We start from the raw sequence: 19,145 nt of genomic DNA on the forward strand, positions 1-19,145 counted from the left end.
TACAAATGGTTGACCGGCCGCCGACGGTGGCCGGGACACGCGACCGAGGGAGGCCTGCCGTGGGCAGCGAGCACACAGAGGGTTCATCGGAAGAGCTGGCGCAGCACGGGATCGTCGTCGGTGTCGACGGCTCGGACCAGAGCACGTGCGCCCTGCTCTGGGCCGCCCAGGAGGCCGAGCGACGGAAGGCGCCGCTCTACGTGGTGACCGCCTACACGGTGCCGGTCTTCGCGGCGTCCAGCATGGACGCCGGCTACGCCACCGTGGACGACGAGGTCATCCGGGAGAGCGCACAGTCCGTCCTGCAGGAGTCGCTGACGCACCTGGCCGGTCTGCAGGTCGATGTCCATCCCCGCATCGAGACGGGTGACGCCGCCGGGGTGCTCCTGGACCTCTCGGAGCAGGCCGAACTCATGGTGGTGGGCTCGCGGGGTCGCGGCGGGTTCGTCGGCCGCCTGCTCGGCTCCGTCAGCAGCGCCCTCCCCGCTCATGCCAAGTGCCCGACGGCGGTCATCCCCGTCTGCACCGGCGCGCGCCTGGGGCACCCGGAGCTCGGACGGAAACAGGGGCGCGACCGGGACAAGCCCGCCCTCGCTGTCGAACCGGTCGTGGTGGTCGGCGTCGACGGGTCTGAGCAGGCCCGGATGGCATCCCTCGCCGCAGGGGAGGAGGCCCGCTCACGGGGACTCGCCCTGCGCGTGATCTGTTCCGTCGCGCCGTTCAACGGGTCCCTGGCCTGGGTGCCGGCACCTGTGGACCGCGAGGCCCTGCACGCGGACCTCGCCCTCCAGCTCGCCGCCGGTCGTGACTGGCTGCAGAGCCACTACCCGGACGTCGACATCACGGTGGACCTGGTGGACGGACCGCCCGCAGAGGTCCTGATCGCGGCATCGGCGACGGCGGAGCTCCTCGTGGTGGGCACGCGGGGCCGCGGTGGCTTCGCCGGCATGCTCATGGGTTCGACCAGCCAGGGAGTCCTGCACCATGCCCGCGGTCCCGTCCTCGTGGTGCCCGACAAGGCCGATCCGCGGCTCGAGAACCGCAGCTCCTTCGGCCCGATGGTCGCGCCCGCGCGCTAGCGCGGACGGCGCTGCGCGCCCTGTCGCCGGAACGCTGCAGCAGGGGCTGTCGCTGGGCGTTCCGGCCGGGACCCGGCGGCCGGGTACGCCGGTGGACCGCGGGTGCCGAGCGCCTCGACGGACCGCTACGGCTGGATGCTCCGGGGGACCGCTCCGGCTGGGCGTCCGACCGCTGTCGCGTGGAGGCCGGTGATCAGACGCGCCCGGCCGAGGGGTTCAGGGCACCCATGCCCGCCATGTCCGCCAGTCGCGTGGTGAGGATGCCCTGGTCCGGGTTCAGTGCGTTGACCACCGTGCCGTCACCGATGTAGATCGCGACGTGCCAGATGGCGGCACCCTCACCCCAGAACACGAGGTCACCCGGCCGCAGCTGCGACAGCGGGACGTGCTGCACGGCGAAGTACTGCTGGGCGGCGGTCCTCGGCAGCGATACGCCGGCGGAGGCGAAGGCCTGCTGCGTGAGTCCCGAGCAGTCGTACCCCAGCGGCCCGTTGCCTCCCCAGGAGTAGAAGTACGGCGCGCCTGTCTTCGACAGGGCGTAGCTCATGGCGACGGCGCCGGCACCGCTGCTCGAGGGTGGCGACGGCGGCGACGGCGGCGACGGCGGTGCCGGAGCCGGCACCGGAGCCGGCGGTGCGGGCACGGGCGGCACAGGAGCCGGGGGTGCGGGCTGCACCGGAGCAGGCGGTGCGGGTGCGGGCTGCACGGGAGTCGGAGGTACGGGGACAGGAGTGGCAGGGGGAGCCGGGGCAGGGTGGACGGGAGCCGGTGCGGGGCGGACGGGAGCCGCGGGAGCAGGGGCGGCAGGCGCGGGGCGCACGGGGGCCGGTGCAGGAGTCTCGGAGAGGGCGGGAGCGGGTGCGCGGAGGCCGTGGTGGGCGGCGGTCCAGCGGAATCGATCGGTGCCGGGTCGCGCAGGGGTGGCGACGTGACCGGTGCGGGCGCAGGTCCGGCGACAGCTGCTGCCGCTGCTGCCGCCGATGCGGCGATCGTGCGGGCGAGATCCCGCTCGCGCCGGGCCTGCTCGAGACCCGTGATCCGTCTGTCCTCCAGCTCCGCCGTCGTATTGCGCAGGGTGGCGAGCTGTCCGACGAGGGTCGCCCGCTCCGTCGCCTTCTCGACGACGAGGCGCTGGGCGTCGTCGGCGGCGGTCCGGGCTTCCTTCCCTGCGGCCTCCGCGTCGTCGGCGGCGTCCTGTGCGGCCTGGCGCGCTGCCGCCGCGTCCTCGGTCAGGGAGGTCCATGCCTCGGAGGCCGCCGCCGCATCGTCGAGGGTCCGCGTGCTGTTGCTCGAGAGCCCGTAGAGGGTGGACGCCCGGTACATGACCTCGTCCGGATCGCTGCCGTCGAGCACACTCTCGATCCCCGGGTTCATCCCGCCCGAGCGGTACAGGTCACCGGCCAGCCTGCCCACCTGGTCGGTGGCGGCAGCGTGCCGACGGGCGGCCTCTTCCGCGCGCTGTTCCGCCAGATCCGTTGCTGTGCGCCGTTCCTCGAGGACGGCGAGGGCCGTGGTGTAGGCGTTCTGCATCTGGAACGCCGAGAGCTGCGCCTCCTGGAGCTGGGTGCCGGCCGCCGCGATGACGTCCTCGATGTCCTCCACCAGGCCCGCGGTCGCTGCGGCGTCGTCCTGGGCGCGGTCGATCTCCTCGAGCGAGGGGATGTCCGTGGACCGCAATGTCGCGACCGGGGGAGCGGCGAGTGCGGGGGAGATGACCGATCCGCCGAGCAGGACGGCGGCCGTGAGGGCTGCGATGCTGCGGCGGAAAGAGTGGCTCGTACTGCTCGATGACTGCACGTTCTGTCGCTCTCTCGTCACGCCTGGTGGTGATAGGTCACACAACAGTCACGACGATAGGGCGCCTTGAGTCACTTTGACAACAGGCGTCCCTTGCGAATCGTAAACAACATCCGTGTCATTTGGGTGGAACTCGACCGCGTGTCGCGTCAGCCCCATCCGAGTTCGTGCAATCGGGCATCATCGATGCCGAAGTGGTGCGCTACCTCGTGCACGACGGTCACGAGGATCTCCTCGACCAGTTCCTCGCGCGACGTGCACAGGCGCATGAGTGGCTGACGGAAGATGCTGATCCGATCCGGCAGGGAGCCGGCCTCCCACCAGCCGTCGCGCTCGGTGAGCGGTGTGCCCTCGTACAGGCCGAGCAGTTCGGTGTCCGGCGCTTCGCCGGGGCCGGGCTCGTACTCCTCCACGACGAAGATCGCCACGTTGTCCATGGCTTGGGCGAGGTCGTCGGGGATACGATCGATCGCGTCGTCGACGGCTTCCTCGAACTCCTGGCGGGTGATCTCGAACGGCACGCCCCGATCGTACCGACACGGGGCCTGCGTCGGTGACCGGCCCGGTCCTGCGTGCCGGGTGGTGATTTTGTGGATTCGGGACGGTGCCCCTATAGTTTTATAGGTCCACGACAGGGAATGATCCGCCGGAAATGCACCGTGTTCCGGAAGGTCGCAGGAACCCGAACTGTGGTTCTGGCCCCCATCGTCTAGTGGCCTAGGACACCGCCCTTTCACGGCGGCGACACGGGTTCGAATCCCGTTGGGGGTACGCATGAGCAGCCCTCGCGGGCGGTCAACCGGAGCGAAAAGTGCTGGTAGGCTGGAACTCTTGCAAATCGGCAAGTGAAGTTAGCAAGGCCCTGTAGCGCAGTTGGTTAGCGCGCCGCCCTGTCACGGCGGAGGTCGCGGGTTCAAGTCCCGTCAGGGTCGCTCAGGCGGCTGGATCCCCTCGGGGAGTCCCGCCCGGCTGGATACGGTGATCATCGCGAAGATGGTCGCAAGGCTCTGTAGCTCAGTTGGTAGAGCGTTCGACTGAAAATCGAAAGGTCACCGGATCGACGCCGGTCGGAGCCACCGCTGAAAACCCCCGGATACCCGGGGGTTTTTCTTTTGTCCGGATGACCGGAGCAGGCCCGACCCCACCTCGTCGCGCATCCGACACCACGGCGTCCCCCACCCGGCATCGACGTCGCCGGGCTGCGCCCCGACGGCGGCGGGAGATCGACTGCTCGCATTCTGTGAACGTTCCCAGTAAGTTCGGGATGTCCCTGTTCAACGACGAAGTTGGAGCACGCGCATGGCGCAGCAGTACCTCCCCACGTTCACCCGACGGCTGGTCGCCTCCCTCGCGATCGCCGCCGTCGCCCTCTCGCCGGCCCTGCCGGCTTCCGCCGCACCCGGCCCGGCCGCCGGCACCTCCGCCGAGGCTCCGTCAGCCGCCGCCGCGGTGGACCTCGACCTCTCGGGTACCTGGAAGTTCGCCACGGGCGACGATCCGGCGTACGCCGCGCCCGGTTTCGACGATTCCGCCTGGACCGATCTGCAGGTCCCCCAGACCGACGGCGCACCGGAGTTCGCGGACTACGACGGCTACGGCTGGTACCGCCTCACCTTCGAGCTGCCGGCCGGCGCCGAGGGCCAGAACCTCGTGGCGTCCCTCGGGTTCCTCGACGACGTCGACGAGGCGTTCCTCAACGGGGTGAAGATCGGCGGCTCCGGCTCCATGCCGCCGAACGCCCAGAGCCAGTGGTTCGAGCAGCGCCTGTATCCGGTCCCGGCCGAGGCGCCCGTCTTCGGTGGGACCAACACGCTGGCCGTCCGGCTCTTCGACATGTCAGGTGGCGGTGGCTGGTACCAGGGTCCCGTGGGCCTCTTCTCGAAGGACGCGCTCCGTGAGCAGGTCTACGGGATCAGCGGCTCGCCGGCCGATGCGGCCACCACGGCATGGGTCACGGACCTCCTCGGACGCCAGGCCGCGGCCCTCGCGGCGGGCGATGCCGACGCCTACCTCGCCACCCTCTCCGACGACTACTTCCACGACGGGCGCGACCGTGAGCGGCGCGAGCGAGAGATCCGCGGCTGGCTCGCGGAGTCCGGCACCCTGACGGTCGACGACGGCGGCGTGGAGATCATCCGGTCCGATGACGACCGCCTGCTCGTCGACACGAACCGCACCATCTCCGGCACGCGGGACGGGGCGCCCTTCGCGTTCCAGCCGCGGACCCAGGAGTTCCTCACCCTCGACGCCGCGACGCGGACCGAGAGCGGCAACCAGTCCCGCTTCTTCCGTGACTTCGTCGAGTCGGGGCTCGAGGACGCGCGCCGCGAGTACGTGACCTACCTGCCGCCGTCGTACCTGGAGAACCCGAACCGCGAGTACCCGGTGGTGTACCTCCTGCACGGCGTCAACGGCGGCAGCCGCGAGTGGGAGCCCCGCGACTTCGGGGCGCGGCTCGACGAGCTGTACACCACCGGCGGCCTCGAGGAGTCGATCGTCATCATGCCCGACGGCGAATCGCTGTGGTACGTGGACAACGAGGGCGGAACGCCCTGGCGCAGCATGTTCGTCGACGAGTTGATCCCGCAGGTGGACGCCGAGTACCGCACGCTCGCGGGCCGTGAGTTCCGCGGTCTGTCCGGCGTCTCGATGGGTGGCTTCGGCGCCTACTCGATCGGGCTGGCGCACCCCGAGCTGTTCTCGTCCCTCGCCTCCCACATGGGCGCGCTGAGCCTGGCGCCCGCCCTCGTCGGCGTCACCTCGCCCGGCGGGCCGGCGGGGCAGTCCGCCTCGCCGCTGGCCGACGTCGCCGCCCGCAGCACCGAGCAGCTCTCGCGCTACGCCTTCTTCTACGACGCATGCGAGGAGGACGACTACCGGTTCGACAACGCGGTGCGGTCACTCGACACGCTGCTCGACGCGAAGGGGATCGACCACACCTCCGCCGTCTACCCCGGGGGCCGGCACAACGATGACTGCTGGGTGCCCCGGATCGCGGACTCCTTCGGCCTCCACTCCGACCAGGTACGCGAGGCGTTCGGCGCCGACACCACGGCACCGACCGTATCTGCAGCCCTCGATGCCGCGACCCGCACCGTGGTGGTCGAGGCCGAGGACGGGACCGGTATCTCCCGGATCGAGTACTCGGTGAACCGCAACAACGGCTCCTTCTCGGAGTACGGTGGCCCGATCGCGGTCGGTGACCGGGCGGCCACCGTGTACGTCCGGGCCGTCGACGCCGCGGGCAACGTCGGCGCCGTCGTGAAGGTGAAGGTGCTGCCCTCCCGCGCGCAGGGCGGGAAGCGCTGACCCGAGGCCGACCGCAGGCCCGGCCACCGCAGGAGGGCTCCGTCGCGATGCGGCGGAGCCCTCCGTCCTCCCAGCCAAACCGGGGTTTGGCACCGTACCATCACCGGGACGGCTGCCCGTCCGGTGGGTTTCCGTTGGGTCTCCGTCCGAACGGCGCGGCCCATCGATTGCCCGGGGGAACCACCTGGGATCATTGTCGAGGCTTCACGCGTTGAACCTCCGGCACCGTACCGAGACGAAAGGGCACCTGTGAGAATCCCGCCGTCCGTCGTCGGACTCTGTGCCCTCGCGCTGGGCCTGGCCGGGTGCAGTCAGGGTGATCCGTCGCCGACCGGAACCCTGCTCACCATGCCCGCCAGCCCGTATGCCGAGCCGGTTCCGGGCGGGACGCCGGCGTCGGATGCCCTCCCTCCCGAGGACGGCGGGGCCACCGGTTCCGCGGCCACCGATCCGTCGCCCCACTGCGTGATCGTGGCCGGCGGGATGACGACGGCGATGCTCGCACCCCTGAGCCTGCGGTCCTCGGCCGATGCGGAGGACCTCGCAACCCTCGAGGACCAGCTCCTCGTGCTCCGCGACAAGGTGCCCGCCGAACTCCACGACGACTTCACGCGGCTCGCCACCTCGGTCGAGGCGCCGCCCGAGGGCTCCGGCACCTTCGACGAGGAGGCGTTCCGCCGGGCGATGACGCCCGTGCAGGACTGGCTCGGCCGGCACTGCGACCGTTCCTGACCCCCACCCGGGTCCGTCCCGACGGAGCACGGCAGCGCAAGCCGCTGACGTGCGACGACGACGCGCTCGCGTCCCGCGGGCTGCGCCCCGTGGCTTAGGCTGGGGCACGAGCGAAAGGGACGTCGATGACCGAGCAATCCATGGGGCGGCCTCTGCCCGTCCTGCAGGACGCACCAGCCGGCAGGACCGTGATCGGGGATCCGGCCGCCATGAAGATCGCGGCGATCGCCGCCCGGGCGGTTCCCGGCGTGCACGCCCTGGGCCCGGGGACGGGACGGGCGCTCGGTGCCCTCCGCGACGCCGTCGGCGCGAACGACCTCTCGCACGGGGTGAAGGTGGAGATCGGGCAGACGCAGCTCGCCGTGGACATCAGCCTCGTCGCCGACTACGGGTTCGCCCTCAACGCGCTCGCCGACGCGGTGCGCGCCGCGGTGTACGACGCCCTCACGGACCTGGTGGGGCTCGAGGTCATCGAGGTCAACATCGAGGTCCTCGACGTGCACCTGCCCCCGCCCGCGGAGTCGAGGACCGAGTCGAGGGCCACGGTGTCGGCGACCACAGAGACCCGGCGGGTCGGGTCCGGGTCGGCCGGACGCCTCCGCCCGACCGGCGCCACCCAGCTCGAGCAGGCGGGCGAGTGACGCGATGCTGACACCCACCACCATCGGCATGGCCGCCGGCGCCGTCCTCGCCTTCGCGGCGCTCATCTTCGGGTTCTGGGGCTTCCTCCTCACCCTCGTCCTCATGCTGGGCGGCGCCGTCCTGGGGCGGATCGCCGAGGGGAAGCTCGATCTCCGCGGCGTCCTGGACGCCCTGGCCGGCCGTCGCTCGTCCTCGTGACCGGAGAGGTACCTCCAGCCGATGCGCCCGTCCGGCCCCCGCGCATCGGCCCGGTACTCATCGCAGGTCCGCGGGACGCCGAGGGTGCACGTCCCGATGCCCGCCCCCGCGAGGGCCACAACCGCATCACCACGCAGGCCCTCACCAGCACCGCGCGCGCCGCGACCGCCGAGGTGCTCGGCGTCGCACCCGCCCAGGTGAAGGCGTCCTTCACGGATGACGCCGGTCTCCTGGCCCTCCAGCTCGCCCTGCCCCTGCCGGTACCGGCGCTCACGCGGGTGGCCGAGGATCCGTCCGTCGTCGACTCCTTCGGCGGACCCCTGTGGTCCCGGGCCGATGCCGCGCGCGGGCAGATCCTCGACCGCGTCCAGCACCTGACCGGTGCGCGGCTCAGCCGGGTCGACATCCGCATCATCGGCAGCACCGTCACCCGTGGGGCGAGGGTCCTGTGACCGACGATCCGCTCGACCGCTCCACGGCCGCCGGGACGGCGCGCCTCGTCCGGCGCGAGATGCACTCCTCCCGTGCCGTGTCCTCCGTGGTGACCGCGGTGGTCCTGGTGCTGGCGTGCCTCGTGCTGCTGTTCGAGGCGGTGCTGCAGGCGGTGGGGGACCGCCCGTTCCTCGTGGACCTCGACGCCGCGGCCGCGTGGATCGGGGCTGTCCCGGCCGGGGTCCCGGCGTCGCTCCTCGGTGCGGGCTCCTTCCTGCTGCTCGTGCTCGGGCTCCTGCTCCTCCTGCTCGCCCTGGTGCCGGGCCGCCGTGCCCGCTACACCATCCCGAACGGTCGCGCCGCCGTCGTGGTCGACGCCGAGGTCGTGGCGTCCTCGCTCGCCCGCCGAGCTAGGACGGCAGCCGGCGTGGCTCCCGAGCAGGTCCTCGTGACGGTGGGGCGGTCATCCGTGACCGTGCAGATCCGTCCCACGTCCGGGATGCCCGTCGACGCCGACGCGGTCCGCGCCGCGGTGGCCGACGACCTGCGCCGCTCCAGCGTGGAACCCGCACCGCGGATCTCCGTCGTCGTGGCCGAGACGGGGGTGATCGGCCAGTGAACACCACGCCGCGCCTGCTCAACCGACTCCTCCTCGCCGTCGTCGGGCTCATCGCCCTCGCGGCCGGCGCCTTCGGGCTCGCGCTCCTGGTGCTGCCAGGCGTCGCGCCGTGGTGGAACCGGACGGCACCGCGGATCGGGGACCGTATCGCCGACGTCCGGACCGGGACGACGCTCGAAGGCCAGGCCGACACCTGGCTGTGGATCGCCCTGGCCGCCGTGCTCGTGGTCGTGATCGTCCTGCTCCTCCTGTGGATCGCCGCGCAGGGGCGGGGGCGCACGGGCCTGTTCGCCTCCGTGGACGGACGTCGCGGGCGGAGGGCGACCGCCTCGTCGGGCGACGACGACGGGAGCGTCCGCGGGACGGTGACCATCACCGCCGCCGCCGCGGAGCAGGCGCTGAAGGCCGCGCTGCTGGAGCGGTCGGACCTCGCCGGTGCGTCCGTGAGCACCTGGGAGATCCGCGGCGTCCCGGGCCTGAAGGTCAGGGTGTTCCCGCGGAAGGGCGTCCCTCCCTATGCGGTCGCCGAGGAGGTCTCCCGCCTGGTCGAGGCGCTGGACGCCGTCACGGGGTACCGCACGCCGGTGCTCATCAGCATCACCTCGGGTGCCCGCGCACGCTTCATGCGCACCGAGCGCGTCGACTAGTTCTTCTCCGCTCATCCCGGCGATGTCCTGGCGATGTCCTGGTGATGTCCTGGAACCGCCGCCGATGCGCAGGGGTGCGACGCGCGTCACGTTTCGGTATCGAAATCCCGGACCCGGCCGACCCACTTGTGAGTGGTCATGTAAGCGCTTACTGTTCAGGTACACATCAGTGAGGCGGCGCAGTCGAGGCGGGCAACCAGGTTGCCGAGGCACCCTCGCGGTCCGCAGGACAAAGGAGTCTTTTCCATGGCGATACTTCGCTCACGCAGGTTGATGGTGCCCGTCGCGGCACTCAGTGTTTCCCTCCTCGCGCTCGCAGGATGCGGATCAGGAGGCAACGACAGCGCCGGTTCCGGTGACGCGGACTGCGCCGACTACGAGACCTACGGCACCTTCGACGGCGCCGAGGTCAGCGTCTACTCGACCATCGTCGACCTCGAGGCCGAGCTGCTCGAGAACTCCTGGGCGGATTTCGCCGAGTGCACCGGCATCGAGGTGGCCTACGAGGGGTCCAAGGAGTTCGAGACGCAGATCGGCGTCCGCGCCCAGGGCGGTACCGCTCCGGACCTGGCGATCTTCCCGCAGCCCGGCCTGCTGGCCGACCAGGCCTCGAACCTCGTGGCCGCCCCCCAGGCCGTCTCGGACCTCGTGGATGAGAACTGGTCCGAGGACTGGAAGAAGTACGGCACGGTGGACGGCACGTTCTACGCCGCTCCCATGCTCGCGAACGTCAAGGGCTACGTCTGGTACGTCCCGGCCACTTTCGAGGAGAACGGCTGGGAGGTCCCCACCACATGGGACGAGATGACCGAGCTGACGGAGCAGATCGCGGACGAGGGCGGCGACGTCAAGCCCTGGTGCGCAGGTTTCGAGTCCGGTGAGGCCACCGGCTGGCCGGGCACGGACTGGGTCGAGGACGCGGTACTCCGCGAGCACGGCCCTGAGGTCTACGACCAGTGGGTCACGCACGAGATCCCCTTCAACGATCCCCAGATCGTCGCGTCCTTCGACCGGGTCGGCGAGATCCTGAAGGACGACAGCAACGTCAACGGTGGCTTCGGCGACGTCCGGTCCATCCTCTCCACGCCGTTCGCCGAAGCCGGGCAGCCGGTGCTCGACGGCCAGTGCGCCATGCACCACCAGGCGTCCTTCCAGGCCGCCAACTGGCCGGAGGGCACCACCGTGGCGGAGGACGGCGACGTCTGGGCCTTCATGACGCCGCCGATCGACGCCTCCCAGGGCACTGCGATCACCGGTGGAGGCGAGCTCATCGGCGCCTACGCCGACCGGCCCGAGGTGCAGGCGCTGCAGACGTACCTCGCGAGCGCCGAGTTCGCCAACGCCCGCGTCTCCCAGGGCGGTGCGATCAGCGCGAACAAGGGACTCGACCCGGAGGTCGCGCAGTCGGACCTCGACCGCCAGTCGATCGAGCTGCTGCAGGACCCCGAGACGGTCTTCCGCTTCGACGGTTCCGACCTGATGCCCGGCGCCGTGGGCGCCAACTCCTTCTGGAGCGGCATCGTCAACTGGATCAACGGCTCCTCCACCGAGGAAGTCACGCAGTCCGTCGAGGACAGCTGGCCCAGCTCCTGATGCGCTGACGCCCGGTGCCGGCCCGCAGGTCGGCACCGGGCGTCGTCGACGGCACCGGGTACACCACGCTCGCCGCGGTGTACCCGGTGCTGCCGACCCTCCCCCCATCACGTCATGCGCACCAAGGAGGCTGTGCTGTGGAAGATATTGCAGAAAAAGGGCTACAGGTGGTGGTGGGGCTCGCCGTCTTCGCAGCCATCATCGGATTGATCATGCTGCTCGTGGATCGCGCCCCCAAGTCGGGCCGCGAGAAGGTGCAGATCGCCGGATTCCTGGCGCCGGCACTCGTCCTGCTGGCGGTGGGCCTCGTGTACCCGGCCCTCCAGACCTCGTACCTCTCCCTGACGGACCGCAACGGTGAGTTCGTGGGACTGGACAACTTCGTCTGGATGTTCACCCAGCCGGAGGCGCTCGTCACCCTCAGGAACACCGTCATCTGGGTGGTCCTCGTGCCGCTGCTGGCATCGTCGATCGGTCTGGCCTACGCGGTGTTCATCGACCGGGCCCGCGGAGAGAAGGCCCTGAAGGCACTGGTGTTCATGCCGATGGCCATCTCCTTCGTCGGCGCCGGCGTCATCTGGCGCTTCGTCTACGCCTACAAGGGCCCGGAGCAGGACCAGATCGGGCTGTTCAACCAGATCCTCGTGTGGTTCGGCCAGGAACCGAAGCAGTTCCTGCTCGACGCCCCCGAGAACACCCTCTTCCTCATCGCCGTCATGATCTGGATCCAGACGGGATTCGCCATGGTGGTGCTCTCCGCGGCCATCAAGGGCATCCCGACCGAGATCGTCGAGGCGGCGAGACTCGACGGCGCCAGTGCATGGCAGCAGTTCCGGAACGTCACCATCCCGACGATCCGCGGCTCGCTCATCGTCGTGGTCACCACCATCACGATCGGCACGCTGAAGGTCTTCGACATCGTCAGGACGATGACCGCCGGCCAGTACGAGACCTCCGTCGTGGCCAATGAGATGTACACCCAGGCGTTCAGGGCGGGTGAACCCGGACGGGGTGCCGCACTCGCCCTGGTCCTGTTCCTGATGGTGCTGCCCGTGGTCGTCTACAACGCCCGGCTGCTCCGCAAGCAGAAGGAAATCCGATGAGCACCGTTCCCCTGGAGAACAAGAAGAACCTCCTGCCGGACGTCGCCGACGACGCCACGCAGGGCCGCCCCACCATGCAGCGCCGGGTGAAGCAGCGACTCACCTCGCGGACCGCCACGGCTGCTGCGGTGATCATCGCCGTCATCTGGACCATTCCGACCTTCGGCCTGCTGATCTCGTCCTTCCGCCCGGAGGACAACATCAAGGGCAACGGCTGGTGGAACGTCATCACGGACCGCCAGTTCACGCTCGAGAACTACGCGGACGTCCTCAGCCCCGGCGGCAGCCAGTCCCCGAACCTGCTGTCCTACTTCGTGAACTCGCTCGCGATCGTGGTCCCCGGGACCATCTTCACGCTGGTCCTCGGGGCCATGGCGGCCTACATGTTCGCGTGGGGGCGCTTCAAGGGCAAGGACAGCCTGTTCATCTTCGTCTTCGCCCTGCAGATCGTCCCCCTCCAGATGGCCCTGATCCCGCTGCTGCAGCTGTTCACGCAGGTCCTCACGTTCGGTGACTTCCAGCTCCTGCCGAGCGGCACCTACGCCCAGCTCTGGGTGGCCCACACCATCTTCGGGCTGCCCTTGGCGATCTTCCTGCTGCACAACTTCATCGCCGAGATCCCCGGTGAGGTCATCGAGGCGGCGCGGGTGGACGGTGCCGGACACAGCACCATCTTCTGGCGCATCATCGTCCCGCTGGCGACGCCGGCGCTCGCCTCGTTCGGCATCTTCCAGTTCCTGTGGCTGTGGAACGACCTCCTGGTGGCCCTCGTCTTCTCGGGCGGCGGGGCCGACGTCGCCCCGATCACCCAGCGGCTCGCGGAACTCCAGGGCTCGCGCGGCGGCGAGTGGCAGCGCCTCACCGCCGGTGCCTTCGTCTCGATCATCGTGCCCCTCGCCGTCTTCTTCGGACTGCAGCGGTACTTCGTCCGAGGGCTGCTGGCAGGCGGCCTGAAGGGCTGATCGTGACGAGCATCGACGACGTCGCGGCGTCCCTCGGGGTGTCCACGGCCACCGTCTCCCGGGCACTGCGGGGTCTCCCCGGGGTGGCGGAGGAGACCCGTGCGCGGGTCACCGCGACGGCGAAGGAGCTCGGGTACGTGCCGTCGTCGGCCGCCTCCGGGCTCGCCTCCGGGCGCACCATGGCCCTGGGCGTCCTGGTCCCGGTGATCGATCGCTGGTACTTCTCCGCCGTCCTCGAGGGCGTGGACCGGCAGCTGCGCGCCGCCGGCTACGACCTGATCGTCTTCAGCCTCGGCGGGGCCGGCGTGAACCGTGACCGGGTGTTCCACCGCTCCATCCTCCGCAAGCGCATCGATGCCCTATTGGTCATGTGCATGCACCTGACGGAGGAGGAGCGGAAGGCCGTGCAGCAGCTGGAGTACCCCAGCATCGTGGTCGGCGGGGCCGTGGAGGGGGTGCGGCACGTGGGCATCGACGACGCCGCGGCGGCACGCGACGCCGTCGAGCACCTCATCGGCCTCGGCCACACGAGGATCGCCCACATGCGCGGCGGGGGGTCCTTCGACATCGACTTCGAGGTGCCGCGCATCCGCGAGCAGGCGTTCCAGGACACGATGGCCGCGCACGGTCTGGGTGTGCGGGAGGACTGGTCCGCCTTCGGCGACTTCCGGTTCGCGACGTCGCGGGCTTCGGCCCTCACGCTCCTCGAGGATCCGGAGGACCGGCCGACGGCGGTGTTCTGCTCGTCCGACGAGATGGCGTTCGGTGTGCTGAAGGCCGCGGCGGAACTGGGCATCGACGTACCGGGGGAGCTGTCCGTCATCGGCATCGACGACCACGAGTTCGCGGAGCCGATGGGCCTGACCACCATCCGCCAGGACCCCGAGGACCAGGGCGCCTTCGCCGCGGACCTCCTGCTCGGCGAGCTGCTGCGCAACCAGCCGGCAGACTACCCGCCGTCGCGACCGCACACCCTCGTCGAGCGCTGGACGACGGGGCCGGTCAGGCCCTGATCCGCCGTCGTCGTGCCGGGCGGGGAGCGGCACCGCGCGCCCGTTCCCGCGGTGCGGACCTCGGGCGGCTTCCGGCGGCTTCCGGCGGTGCGGGCCGGCGGCCGCGTGCTCAGGAGGAGCGGGCGAGCTGCCGGATGGGGATCCAGCGTGAGGCGAGCCGTCGGTAGGACGCCGCGGCGCCCATCATGTCCGCCTCGGCGAGGCTCTCGATGCCGAGGCGCACGTCCATCGGCGAGTCGTCGGGGAAGACGCGATCGGCGACGGGACCGTAGTCCACCTCGACCACCGCATCACGGCGGAACACCTCGAGCCACTCGACGATCTCCGTGAGTTCGTCGAGGAGGTCCATCTCCGGGGCGCCGATGGCGAGCTGGGCGACCGAACGGCGTCCGCGGTCGATGCAGTCGCCGATCCTCGCCGTGACGCGGACGGTGGTGACACGGCCGTCGTCCTCGACGACCTCCGTGAGGTCGTCCTCGTGGATCAGGGCGAACCAGGCGAACGGCACTCCCCACGTCGCCGACCGCGTGTGCAGCTTGGCCACGGAGTCCGCGAACGTGTCGGGATCGAGCCGGGCCTGATGGGCCTCGCGTGCCACCTCGGGGACGAGGACATCGATCAAGGGACCGCGCAGGCTCTGGTCGAGCGATTCGGCGGCCAGGGTGGTGCGGACGGCCAGCTGGTTGGGGCAGTAGTAGGGCGCCGTCGCGCCGTTCACGCCGGGGAAGTGCGTCACCCTGACGAGCTCGGGCTCGTGGTGGGGGAACGGATCGGAGACCGGACGCATCGCCCGGCGCAGCGACTGCTCCTGCTCCATCGACTCCGTCAGTCCGCGCCCACGGGAGCGCTGCTGCAGGATCACGAGCTGCTGCGCGTCGGAGAAGGCGTCGAGGGGCTCGTAGACGCGGAGGTAGGAGACGTACGGGAAGGGCCGGGCGTGAGCGCCCCCGCGGCTCACGGCCCGCTGAGTTCCACGATGACGGGGGCGTGGTCCGAGGCGCCCTTGCCCTTGCGTTCCTCACGGTCCACGAAGGCATGGGTGGCGCGTCCCGCCAGGGCGGGGGAGCCGAGCACGAAGTCGATGCGCATGCCCTCCTTCTTGGGGAACCGCAGCTGCTTGTAGTCCCAGTAGGTGTAGAGGCCCGGGCCGGGGGTGAACGGCCGGGCGAGATCGGCGAAGCCCGTGTCCAGGAAGGCCTGGAAGGCGGCGCGCTCGGCCGGGCTCACATGGGTGTAGCCGCCGTCGACGAAGAGATCGATGTCCCACACGTCCTCGTCCTGCGGGGCGATGTTCCAGTCACCCATGAGCGCGATCTGCGCCTCCGGGTCCTCGGTGATCCACTGGGCGGCGTGGCCGCGAAGGGTGTCCAGCCAGTCGATCTTGTAGGGCATGTGCGGATCATCGAGGGCACGCCCGTTCGGGACGTACAGGCTCCACACGCGGACCCCGCCACAGGTCGCCGCGATGGCGCGGGCCTCCTGCACGGCTTCGGTGCCCGGCTTGCCGAAGGTGGGCTGGTCGGGGAAGGTGCGCTCGACGTCGTCGAGGCCCACGCGGGAGGCGATCGCGACGCCGTTCCACTGGCTCAGGCCGAAGTGCGCCACCTCGAATCCGCTGTTCTCGAACAGGTCCCAGGGGAAGTTGTCGTCCTTGCACTTCGTCTCCTGCAGCGCGACCACGTCGACGTCGGACCGGTTGAGCCAGGCTTCGACGCGGTCGGCGCGGGCACGGAGGGAGTTGACGTTCCAGGTGGCGATCTTCACGGTCCCTACGTTACCAACGGCGCTGTTTACTCCCGCCACCAGGAGTCGAAGATGGTCACGGGTACGGTGCGCTTGTGCCGCGTGATGGAGTAGCGGTGCTCGATGGCCTTCGCTGCGTCGGGGTCCACGTCGCGACCCTCGAGGTAGTCGTCGATCTGCTCGTACGTCAGGCCGAGCTCGTGCTCGTCGGCCTGGCCCGGCAGGTCGTCGAGCAGGTCCGCCGTCGGGATCTTGTTGTACAGGGCGGCGGGTGCGCCGAGCTCCTGCAGCAGTGCCCGGTTCTGGCGCTTGTTCAGGCCGAACAGCGGCAGGATGTCCGCCCCGCCGTCACCGAACTTGGTGAAGAAGCCCGTCACGGATTCCGCACCGTGGTCCGTGCCGATCACCAGCAGGTTGTGCTGGCCCGCGATCGCGTACTGGGCCACCATCCGGGCACGGGCCTTGGTGTTGCCCTTGGTGAAGTCGGTGACCCGCTCGCCGAGGGCGTCCGCGTACTCCTGCTGGATGCCGTCCACGGCGGGGGCCACGTTGAAGACCTTCGCGGTGCGGGGTTCGATGAAGGCGAGCGCGGCCTGCGCGTCCTCCTCGTCCTTCTGCACGTTGTAGGGCAGGCGCAGGGCGATGAAGTCGGCGTCCGCTCCCTCGGAGCGCAGTTCGTCCACGGCGAGCTGGGCGAGCCTGCCGGCGAGCGTCGAGTCGAGCCCACCGCTGATACCGAGGACGAAGCCCCGGGTGCCCGTGGACCGGACGTACTCCTTCAGGAATCCGACCCGGCGGCGCACCTCCGCCGCCGGGTCGATGGTGGGCTCGACGCCCATCTCCGCGATGATCTGAGCCTGGATTTCACGCATGCCCCAAGGCTACTCCCGTTCCATTTCTACAAGGTTACGAAATCTGGGGGATGTCGGAGCGGGGTCGGCGGACCGCACCGGGCTGCCGGACCCGCGTGCGCTCCTGCGGGTCCAGCACGCCGGTCGGGTGTGCACCCGGCGTGCTCCGCCCCGGGCTACTGGCTGAACGCCGCGTCGAAGGAGGTGTCCGACGGCGAGAAGTCGAAGCGCTTCAGGAAGGCGAGCGCCTCGGGAGCGCCCTGCAGCCGGTCCATGCCGGCGTCCTCCCACTCCACCGAGATGGGGCCGGTGTAGCCGATCGCGGTGAGCGCCCTGAAGCTGTCCTCCCAGGGCACGTCGCCGCGGCCCGTCGAGACGAAGTCCCACCCGCGACGCGGGTCCCCCCAGGGCAGGTGCGAGGACATGATGCCGTTGCGCCCACCGCCCATGCGCATCTTCGTGTCCTTGCAGTCCACGTGGTAGATCCGGTCCTTGAAGTCGGAGATGAACGCCACCGGGTCGATCTGCTGCCACATGAAGTGGCTCGGGTCCCAGTTGAGGCCGAACGCGGGGCGGTGGCCGATGGCCTCGAGGGTGCGCTGGGTGGACCAGTAGTCGTAGGCGATCTCCGAGGGGTGGACCTCGTGGGCGAAGCGGACACCGCACTCGTCGAAGACGTCGAGGATGGGGTTCCAGCGGTCGGCGAAGTCCTGGTACCCGGCCTCGATCGTGGACGCCGGAACCGGTGGGAACATCGCGACGTACTGCCAGATGGAGGAGCCGGTGAAGCCCACCACGGTGTCCACGCCGAGCTTCTTCGCGAGCCTCGCGGTCAGCTTCATCTCCTCGGCGGCGCGCTGCCGGACGCCCTCCGGGTCGCCGTCGCCCCACACCCTCGGGCCGACGATCGCCTGGTGGCGGAAGTCGATCGGGTCGTCGCAGACGGCCTGGCCCTTCAGGTGGTTCGAGATGGTCCACACCTTGAGGCCGTTGCGCTCGAGGATGTCGAGGCGGTCCTGGATGTAGGCGTCGTCGTCCCAGCGCCAGGCGTCGAGGTGGTCGCCCGAGACGGCGATCTCGAGTCCGTCGTAGCCCCACTGGCCGGCCAGTTGGGCGACCTTCTCGAAGGGGAGATCGGCCCACTGGCCGGTGAACAGGGTGAATTTGCGGGACATTCGGGCTCCTTGGAAGAGTGTGGTCGGGGGCGGTGCCGCTAGATGATGCTGGTCCAGATGCTGTCGCTGACCGCGCTGCGCTCCACGCCGGCGAGGACCCTCTGGACCTGGAGTCCGTCGGCGAAGGAGGGGGCCGGCTGGCGCTTCTCCGCGACGGCCTCGATGAAGTCCTTCGCCTGGTGGACGAAGCCGTGCTCGTATCCGAGGGCGTGGCCCGCAGGCCACCACGCGGAGAGGTAGGGATGATCCGGTTCCGTCACCATGATCTCGGTGAATCCCTGCCGCGTCTGCGGTGCCGTCGCGTCGTAGAATCCCAGCGAATTCATGCTCTCCAGGTCGAAGGAGATCGCTCCCGTGGTGCCTGCCACCTCCAGGCGCAGCGCGTTCTTCCGCCCGGTGGACATCCGCGTCGCCTCGAACGAACCGACCGCTCCGCCGTCGAACCGGCCGGTGAACAGCGCGAGGTCGTCGACGGTGACCTGCCCGCGGTCCAGGCCGGGCGTGCCTCCGAGCCCGACTGCGTCGAGGGGGATCGGACGCTCGTGCACGAACGTGGTGAGCAGGCCGCTCACCCCGGTCACCTTCTGGCCGGTGATGAACTGTGCCAGGTCGACCGCGTGCGCTCCCAGGTCTCCGAGTGCGCCTGATCCTGCCTGATCCTTCTTGAGGCGCCAGGTGAGCGGTGCCTCCGGATCAACCAGCCAGTCCTGCAGGTAGCTGGCCCGGACCTGGCGCACGTCGCCGATGGCGCCGGAGAGGACGAGATCCCGTGCGAAGGCCGCTGCGGGGACCCGCCGGTAGGTGAAGCCGACCATCGCGAAGACGTCGGTGCCGGCGCGGTCGGCCGCATCCGCCATCGCCTCGGCTTCCGCCAGGGTGTTGGCCAGGGGCTTCTCGCACAGGACATGTTTCCCCGCCGCGAGCGCCGCGATGGCGATCTCGGCGTGGGAGCCACCCGGCGTGACGATGTCGATGACGTCGATGTCGTCACGGTCGACGGCCTCCCGCCAATCCGTGGCGGTCTCCTGCCAGCCCCATTTCCCGGCTGCTGCATCCACCGCCCCGGCGTTCCGCCCCACGAGCAGCGTCATCTCGGGCCGGACGGGCAGGTCGTGGAACCGCGGTGCGACCCGCCATCCCTGGGAGTGTGCGGCTCCCATGAAACCGTGCCCGATCAGGGCGATCTTCAGGGGCGCGACGTCGTGGGGCATAGTTCCTCTATCTCATGGCGGACGCAGTGGGTCGGCGCG

General features: G+C 70.2%; 20 protein-coding genes and 3 tRNA genes. 15 read left to right on the plus strand and 8 right to left on the minus strand.

What is annotated here, in order from left to right:
- Positions 1–59: 59 nt before the first annotated feature.
- Positions 60–1,079 (plus strand): universal stress protein, encoded by a 1,020-nt coding sequence (locus NVV32_RS01310; RefSeq protein WP_422391102.1) that lies wholly within the window; start codon positions 60–62, stop codon positions 1,077–1,079.
- Positions 1,080–1,272: 193 nt separating this feature from the next.
- On the opposite strand, the gene NVV32_RS01315 is transcribed toward NVV32_RS01310, so the two are convergent.
- The 3 genes from NVV32_RS01315 to NVV32_RS01325 all read right to left on the minus strand — a co-directional run bounded on the left by NVV32_RS01315 (position 1,273) and on the right by NVV32_RS01325 (position 3,397).
- Positions 1,273–1,626: an NlpC/P60 family protein gene (locus tag NVV32_RS01315; protein WP_235498685.1), complete on the minus strand. Its 354-nt coding sequence runs from the start codon at positions 1,624–1,626 to the stop codon at positions 1,273–1,275.
- Positions 1,623–2,897: a coiled-coil domain-containing protein gene (locus tag NVV32_RS01320; protein ID WP_422391103.1), complete on the minus strand. Its 1,275-nt coding sequence runs from the start codon at positions 2,895–2,897 to the stop codon at positions 1,623–1,625. Before NVV32_RS01320 ends, NVV32_RS01315 begins: the two co-directional genes overlap by 4 nt.
- A 128-nt stretch (positions 2,898–3,025) precedes the next feature.
- Positions 3,026–3,397 carry a metallopeptidase family protein gene (locus NVV32_RS01325; protein ID WP_422391104.1) on the minus strand — a complete coding sequence of 124 codons (372 nt, stop codon included), beginning with the start codon at positions 3,395–3,397 and terminating at the stop codon, positions 3,026–3,028.
- Positions 3,398–3,574: 177 nt separating this feature from the next.
- On the opposite strand from NVV32_RS01325, the gene NVV32_RS01330 reads away from it, so the two are divergent.
- The 14 genes from NVV32_RS01330 (at position 3,575) to NVV32_RS01395 (ending at position 14,126) form a co-directional block, all read left to right on the plus strand.
- Positions 3,575–3,647 (plus strand) — tRNA-Glu (locus NVV32_RS01330).
- A gap of 87 nt (positions 3,648–3,734) precedes the next feature.
- Positions 3,735–3,808 (plus strand) — tRNA-Asp (locus NVV32_RS01335).
- A 71-nt stretch (positions 3,809–3,879) separates the two neighbouring features.
- Positions 3,880–3,952 (plus strand) — tRNA-Phe (locus NVV32_RS01340).
- Between the two features lie 223 nt (positions 3,953–4,175).
- Positions 4,176–6,185 (plus strand): alpha/beta hydrolase-fold protein, encoded by a 2,010-nt coding sequence (locus NVV32_RS01345; RefSeq protein ID WP_422391105.1) that lies wholly within the window; start codon positions 4,176–4,178, stop codon positions 6,183–6,185.
- Between the two features lie 249 nt (positions 6,186–6,434).
- Positions 6,435–6,917, plus strand: a complete 483-nt coding sequence (locus NVV32_RS01350; protein ID WP_055765526.1) for a hypothetical protein — start codon at positions 6,435–6,437, stop codon at positions 6,915–6,917.
- Positions 6,918–7,042: 125 nt separating this feature from the next.
- Positions 7,043–7,558 (plus strand): Asp23/Gls24 family envelope stress response protein, encoded by a 516-nt coding sequence (locus NVV32_RS01355; protein ID WP_422391106.1) that lies wholly within the window; start codon positions 7,043–7,045, stop codon positions 7,556–7,558.
- A gap of 7 nt (positions 7,559–7,565) precedes the next feature.
- Complete coding sequence (locus NVV32_RS01360) at positions 7,566–7,757, plus strand: DUF2273 domain-containing protein (RefSeq protein ID WP_055768871.1); 192 nt, start codon at positions 7,566–7,568, stop codon at positions 7,755–7,757.
- Positions 7,758–7,816: 59 nt separating this feature from the next.
- Complete coding sequence (locus NVV32_RS01365; protein WP_055768868.1) at positions 7,817–8,209, plus strand: hypothetical protein; 393 nt, start codon at positions 7,817–7,819, stop codon at positions 8,207–8,209.
- Positions 8,206–8,808 (plus strand): DUF6286 domain-containing protein, encoded by a 603-nt coding sequence (locus tag NVV32_RS01370; RefSeq protein ID WP_422391107.1) that lies wholly within the window; start codon positions 8,206–8,208, stop codon positions 8,806–8,808. Before NVV32_RS01365 ends, NVV32_RS01370 begins: the two co-directional genes overlap by 4 nt.
- On the plus strand, positions 8,805–9,455 hold the full coding sequence (locus NVV32_RS01375; protein WP_422391108.1) for a hypothetical protein: 651 nt from the start codon (positions 8,805–8,807) through the stop codon (positions 9,453–9,455). The genes NVV32_RS01370 and NVV32_RS01375 overlap by 4 nt, the downstream gene beginning before the upstream one ends.
- A 246-nt stretch (positions 9,456–9,701) precedes the next feature.
- Positions 9,702–11,048: an ABC transporter substrate-binding protein gene (locus NVV32_RS01380; protein ID WP_055765520.1), complete on the plus strand. Its 1,347-nt coding sequence runs from the start codon at positions 9,702–9,704 to the stop codon at positions 11,046–11,048.
- 137 nt (positions 11,049–11,185) lie between these two features.
- Positions 11,186–12,151, plus strand: coding sequence for a carbohydrate ABC transporter permease (locus NVV32_RS01385; protein ID WP_055765516.1), 966 nt, complete (start codon positions 11,186–11,188; stop codon positions 12,149–12,151).
- Positions 12,152–12,225: 74 nt separating this feature from the next.
- Positions 12,226–13,113: a carbohydrate ABC transporter permease gene (locus NVV32_RS01390; protein ID WP_422392075.1), complete on the plus strand. Its 888-nt coding sequence runs from the start codon at positions 12,226–12,228 to the stop codon at positions 13,111–13,113.
- A gap of 2 nt (positions 13,114–13,115) precedes the next feature.
- Positions 13,116–14,126, plus strand: coding sequence for a LacI family DNA-binding transcriptional regulator (locus NVV32_RS01395; protein WP_055765513.1), 1,011 nt, complete (start codon positions 13,116–13,118; stop codon positions 14,124–14,126).
- 109 nt (positions 14,127–14,235) lie between these two features.
- Here NVV32_RS01395 and NVV32_RS01400 read toward each other — a convergent pair whose 3' ends face one another.
- The 5 genes from NVV32_RS01400 to NVV32_RS01420 all read right to left on the minus strand — a co-directional run bounded on the left by NVV32_RS01400 (position 14,236) and on the right by NVV32_RS01420 (position 19,106).
- Positions 14,236–15,084, minus strand: a complete 849-nt coding sequence (locus NVV32_RS01400; protein WP_422391109.1) for a hypothetical protein — start codon at positions 15,082–15,084, stop codon at positions 14,236–14,238.
- A complete protein-coding gene (locus tag NVV32_RS01405) occupies positions 15,081–15,890 on the minus strand; it encodes an exodeoxyribonuclease III (RefSeq protein WP_422391110.1) in 810 nt (269 codons plus the stop codon). The genes NVV32_RS01400 and NVV32_RS01405 overlap by 4 nt, the downstream gene beginning before the upstream one ends.
- Positions 15,891–15,916: 26 nt before the next feature.
- Entirely contained in the window at positions 15,917–16,741 is an 825-nt protein-coding gene (gene nadE, locus NVV32_RS01410; RefSeq protein WP_055765504.1) for an ammonia-dependent NAD(+) synthetase, read from the minus strand.
- A gap of 155 nt (positions 16,742–16,896) precedes the next feature.
- Entirely contained in the window at positions 16,897–17,895 is a 999-nt protein-coding gene (locus NVV32_RS01415) for a sugar phosphate isomerase/epimerase family protein (RefSeq protein ID WP_422391111.1), read from the minus strand.
- Positions 17,896–17,933: 38 nt separating this feature from the next.
- Positions 17,934–19,106 carry a Gfo/Idh/MocA family protein gene (locus tag NVV32_RS01420; protein WP_422391112.1) on the minus strand — a complete coding sequence of 391 codons (1,173 nt, stop codon included), beginning with the start codon at positions 19,104–19,106 and terminating at the stop codon, positions 17,934–17,936.
- Positions 19,107–19,145 lie beyond the last annotated feature (39 nt).

It is taken from the genome of Arthrobacter sp. N1 (assembly GCF_048288285.1).
Taxonomy (GTDB): Bacteria; Actinomycetota; Actinomycetes; order Actinomycetales; family Micrococcaceae; genus Arthrobacter_D.

What these genes read in the sequence shown, in the direction of transcription:
- NVV32_RS01315 (WP_235498685.1), bottom strand. Translation starts at nt 1,626, where the DNA reads ATGAGCTACGCCCTGTCGAAGACAGGCGCGCCGTACTTCTACTCCTGG.
- nadE (WP_055765504.1), bottom strand. Translation starts at nt 16,741, where the DNA reads ATGCGTGAAATCCAGGCTCAGATCATCGCGGAGATGGGCGTCGAGCCC.
- NVV32_RS01390 (WP_422392075.1), top strand. Translation starts at nt 12,226, where the DNA reads ATGCAGCGCCGGGTGAAGCAGCGACTCACCTCGCGGACCGCCACGGCT.
- NVV32_RS01380 (WP_055765520.1), top strand. Translation starts at nt 9,702, where the DNA reads ATGGCGATACTTCGCTCACGCAGGTTGATGGTGCCCGTCGCGGCACTC.
- NVV32_RS01355 (WP_422391106.1), top strand. Translation starts at nt 7,043, where the DNA reads ATGACCGAGCAATCCATGGGGCGGCCTCTGCCCGTCCTGCAGGACGCA.
- NVV32_RS01415 (WP_422391111.1), bottom strand. Translation starts at nt 17,895, where the DNA reads ATGTCCCGCAAATTCACCCTGTTCACCGGCCAGTGGGCCGATCTCCCC.
- NVV32_RS01345 (WP_422391105.1), top strand. Translation starts at nt 4,176, where the DNA reads ATGGCGCAGCAGTACCTCCCCACGTTCACCCGACGGCTGGTCGCCTCC.
- NVV32_RS01420 (WP_422391112.1), bottom strand. Translation starts at nt 19,106, where the DNA reads ATGCCCCACGACGTCGCGCCCCTGAAGATCGCCCTGATCGGGCACGGT.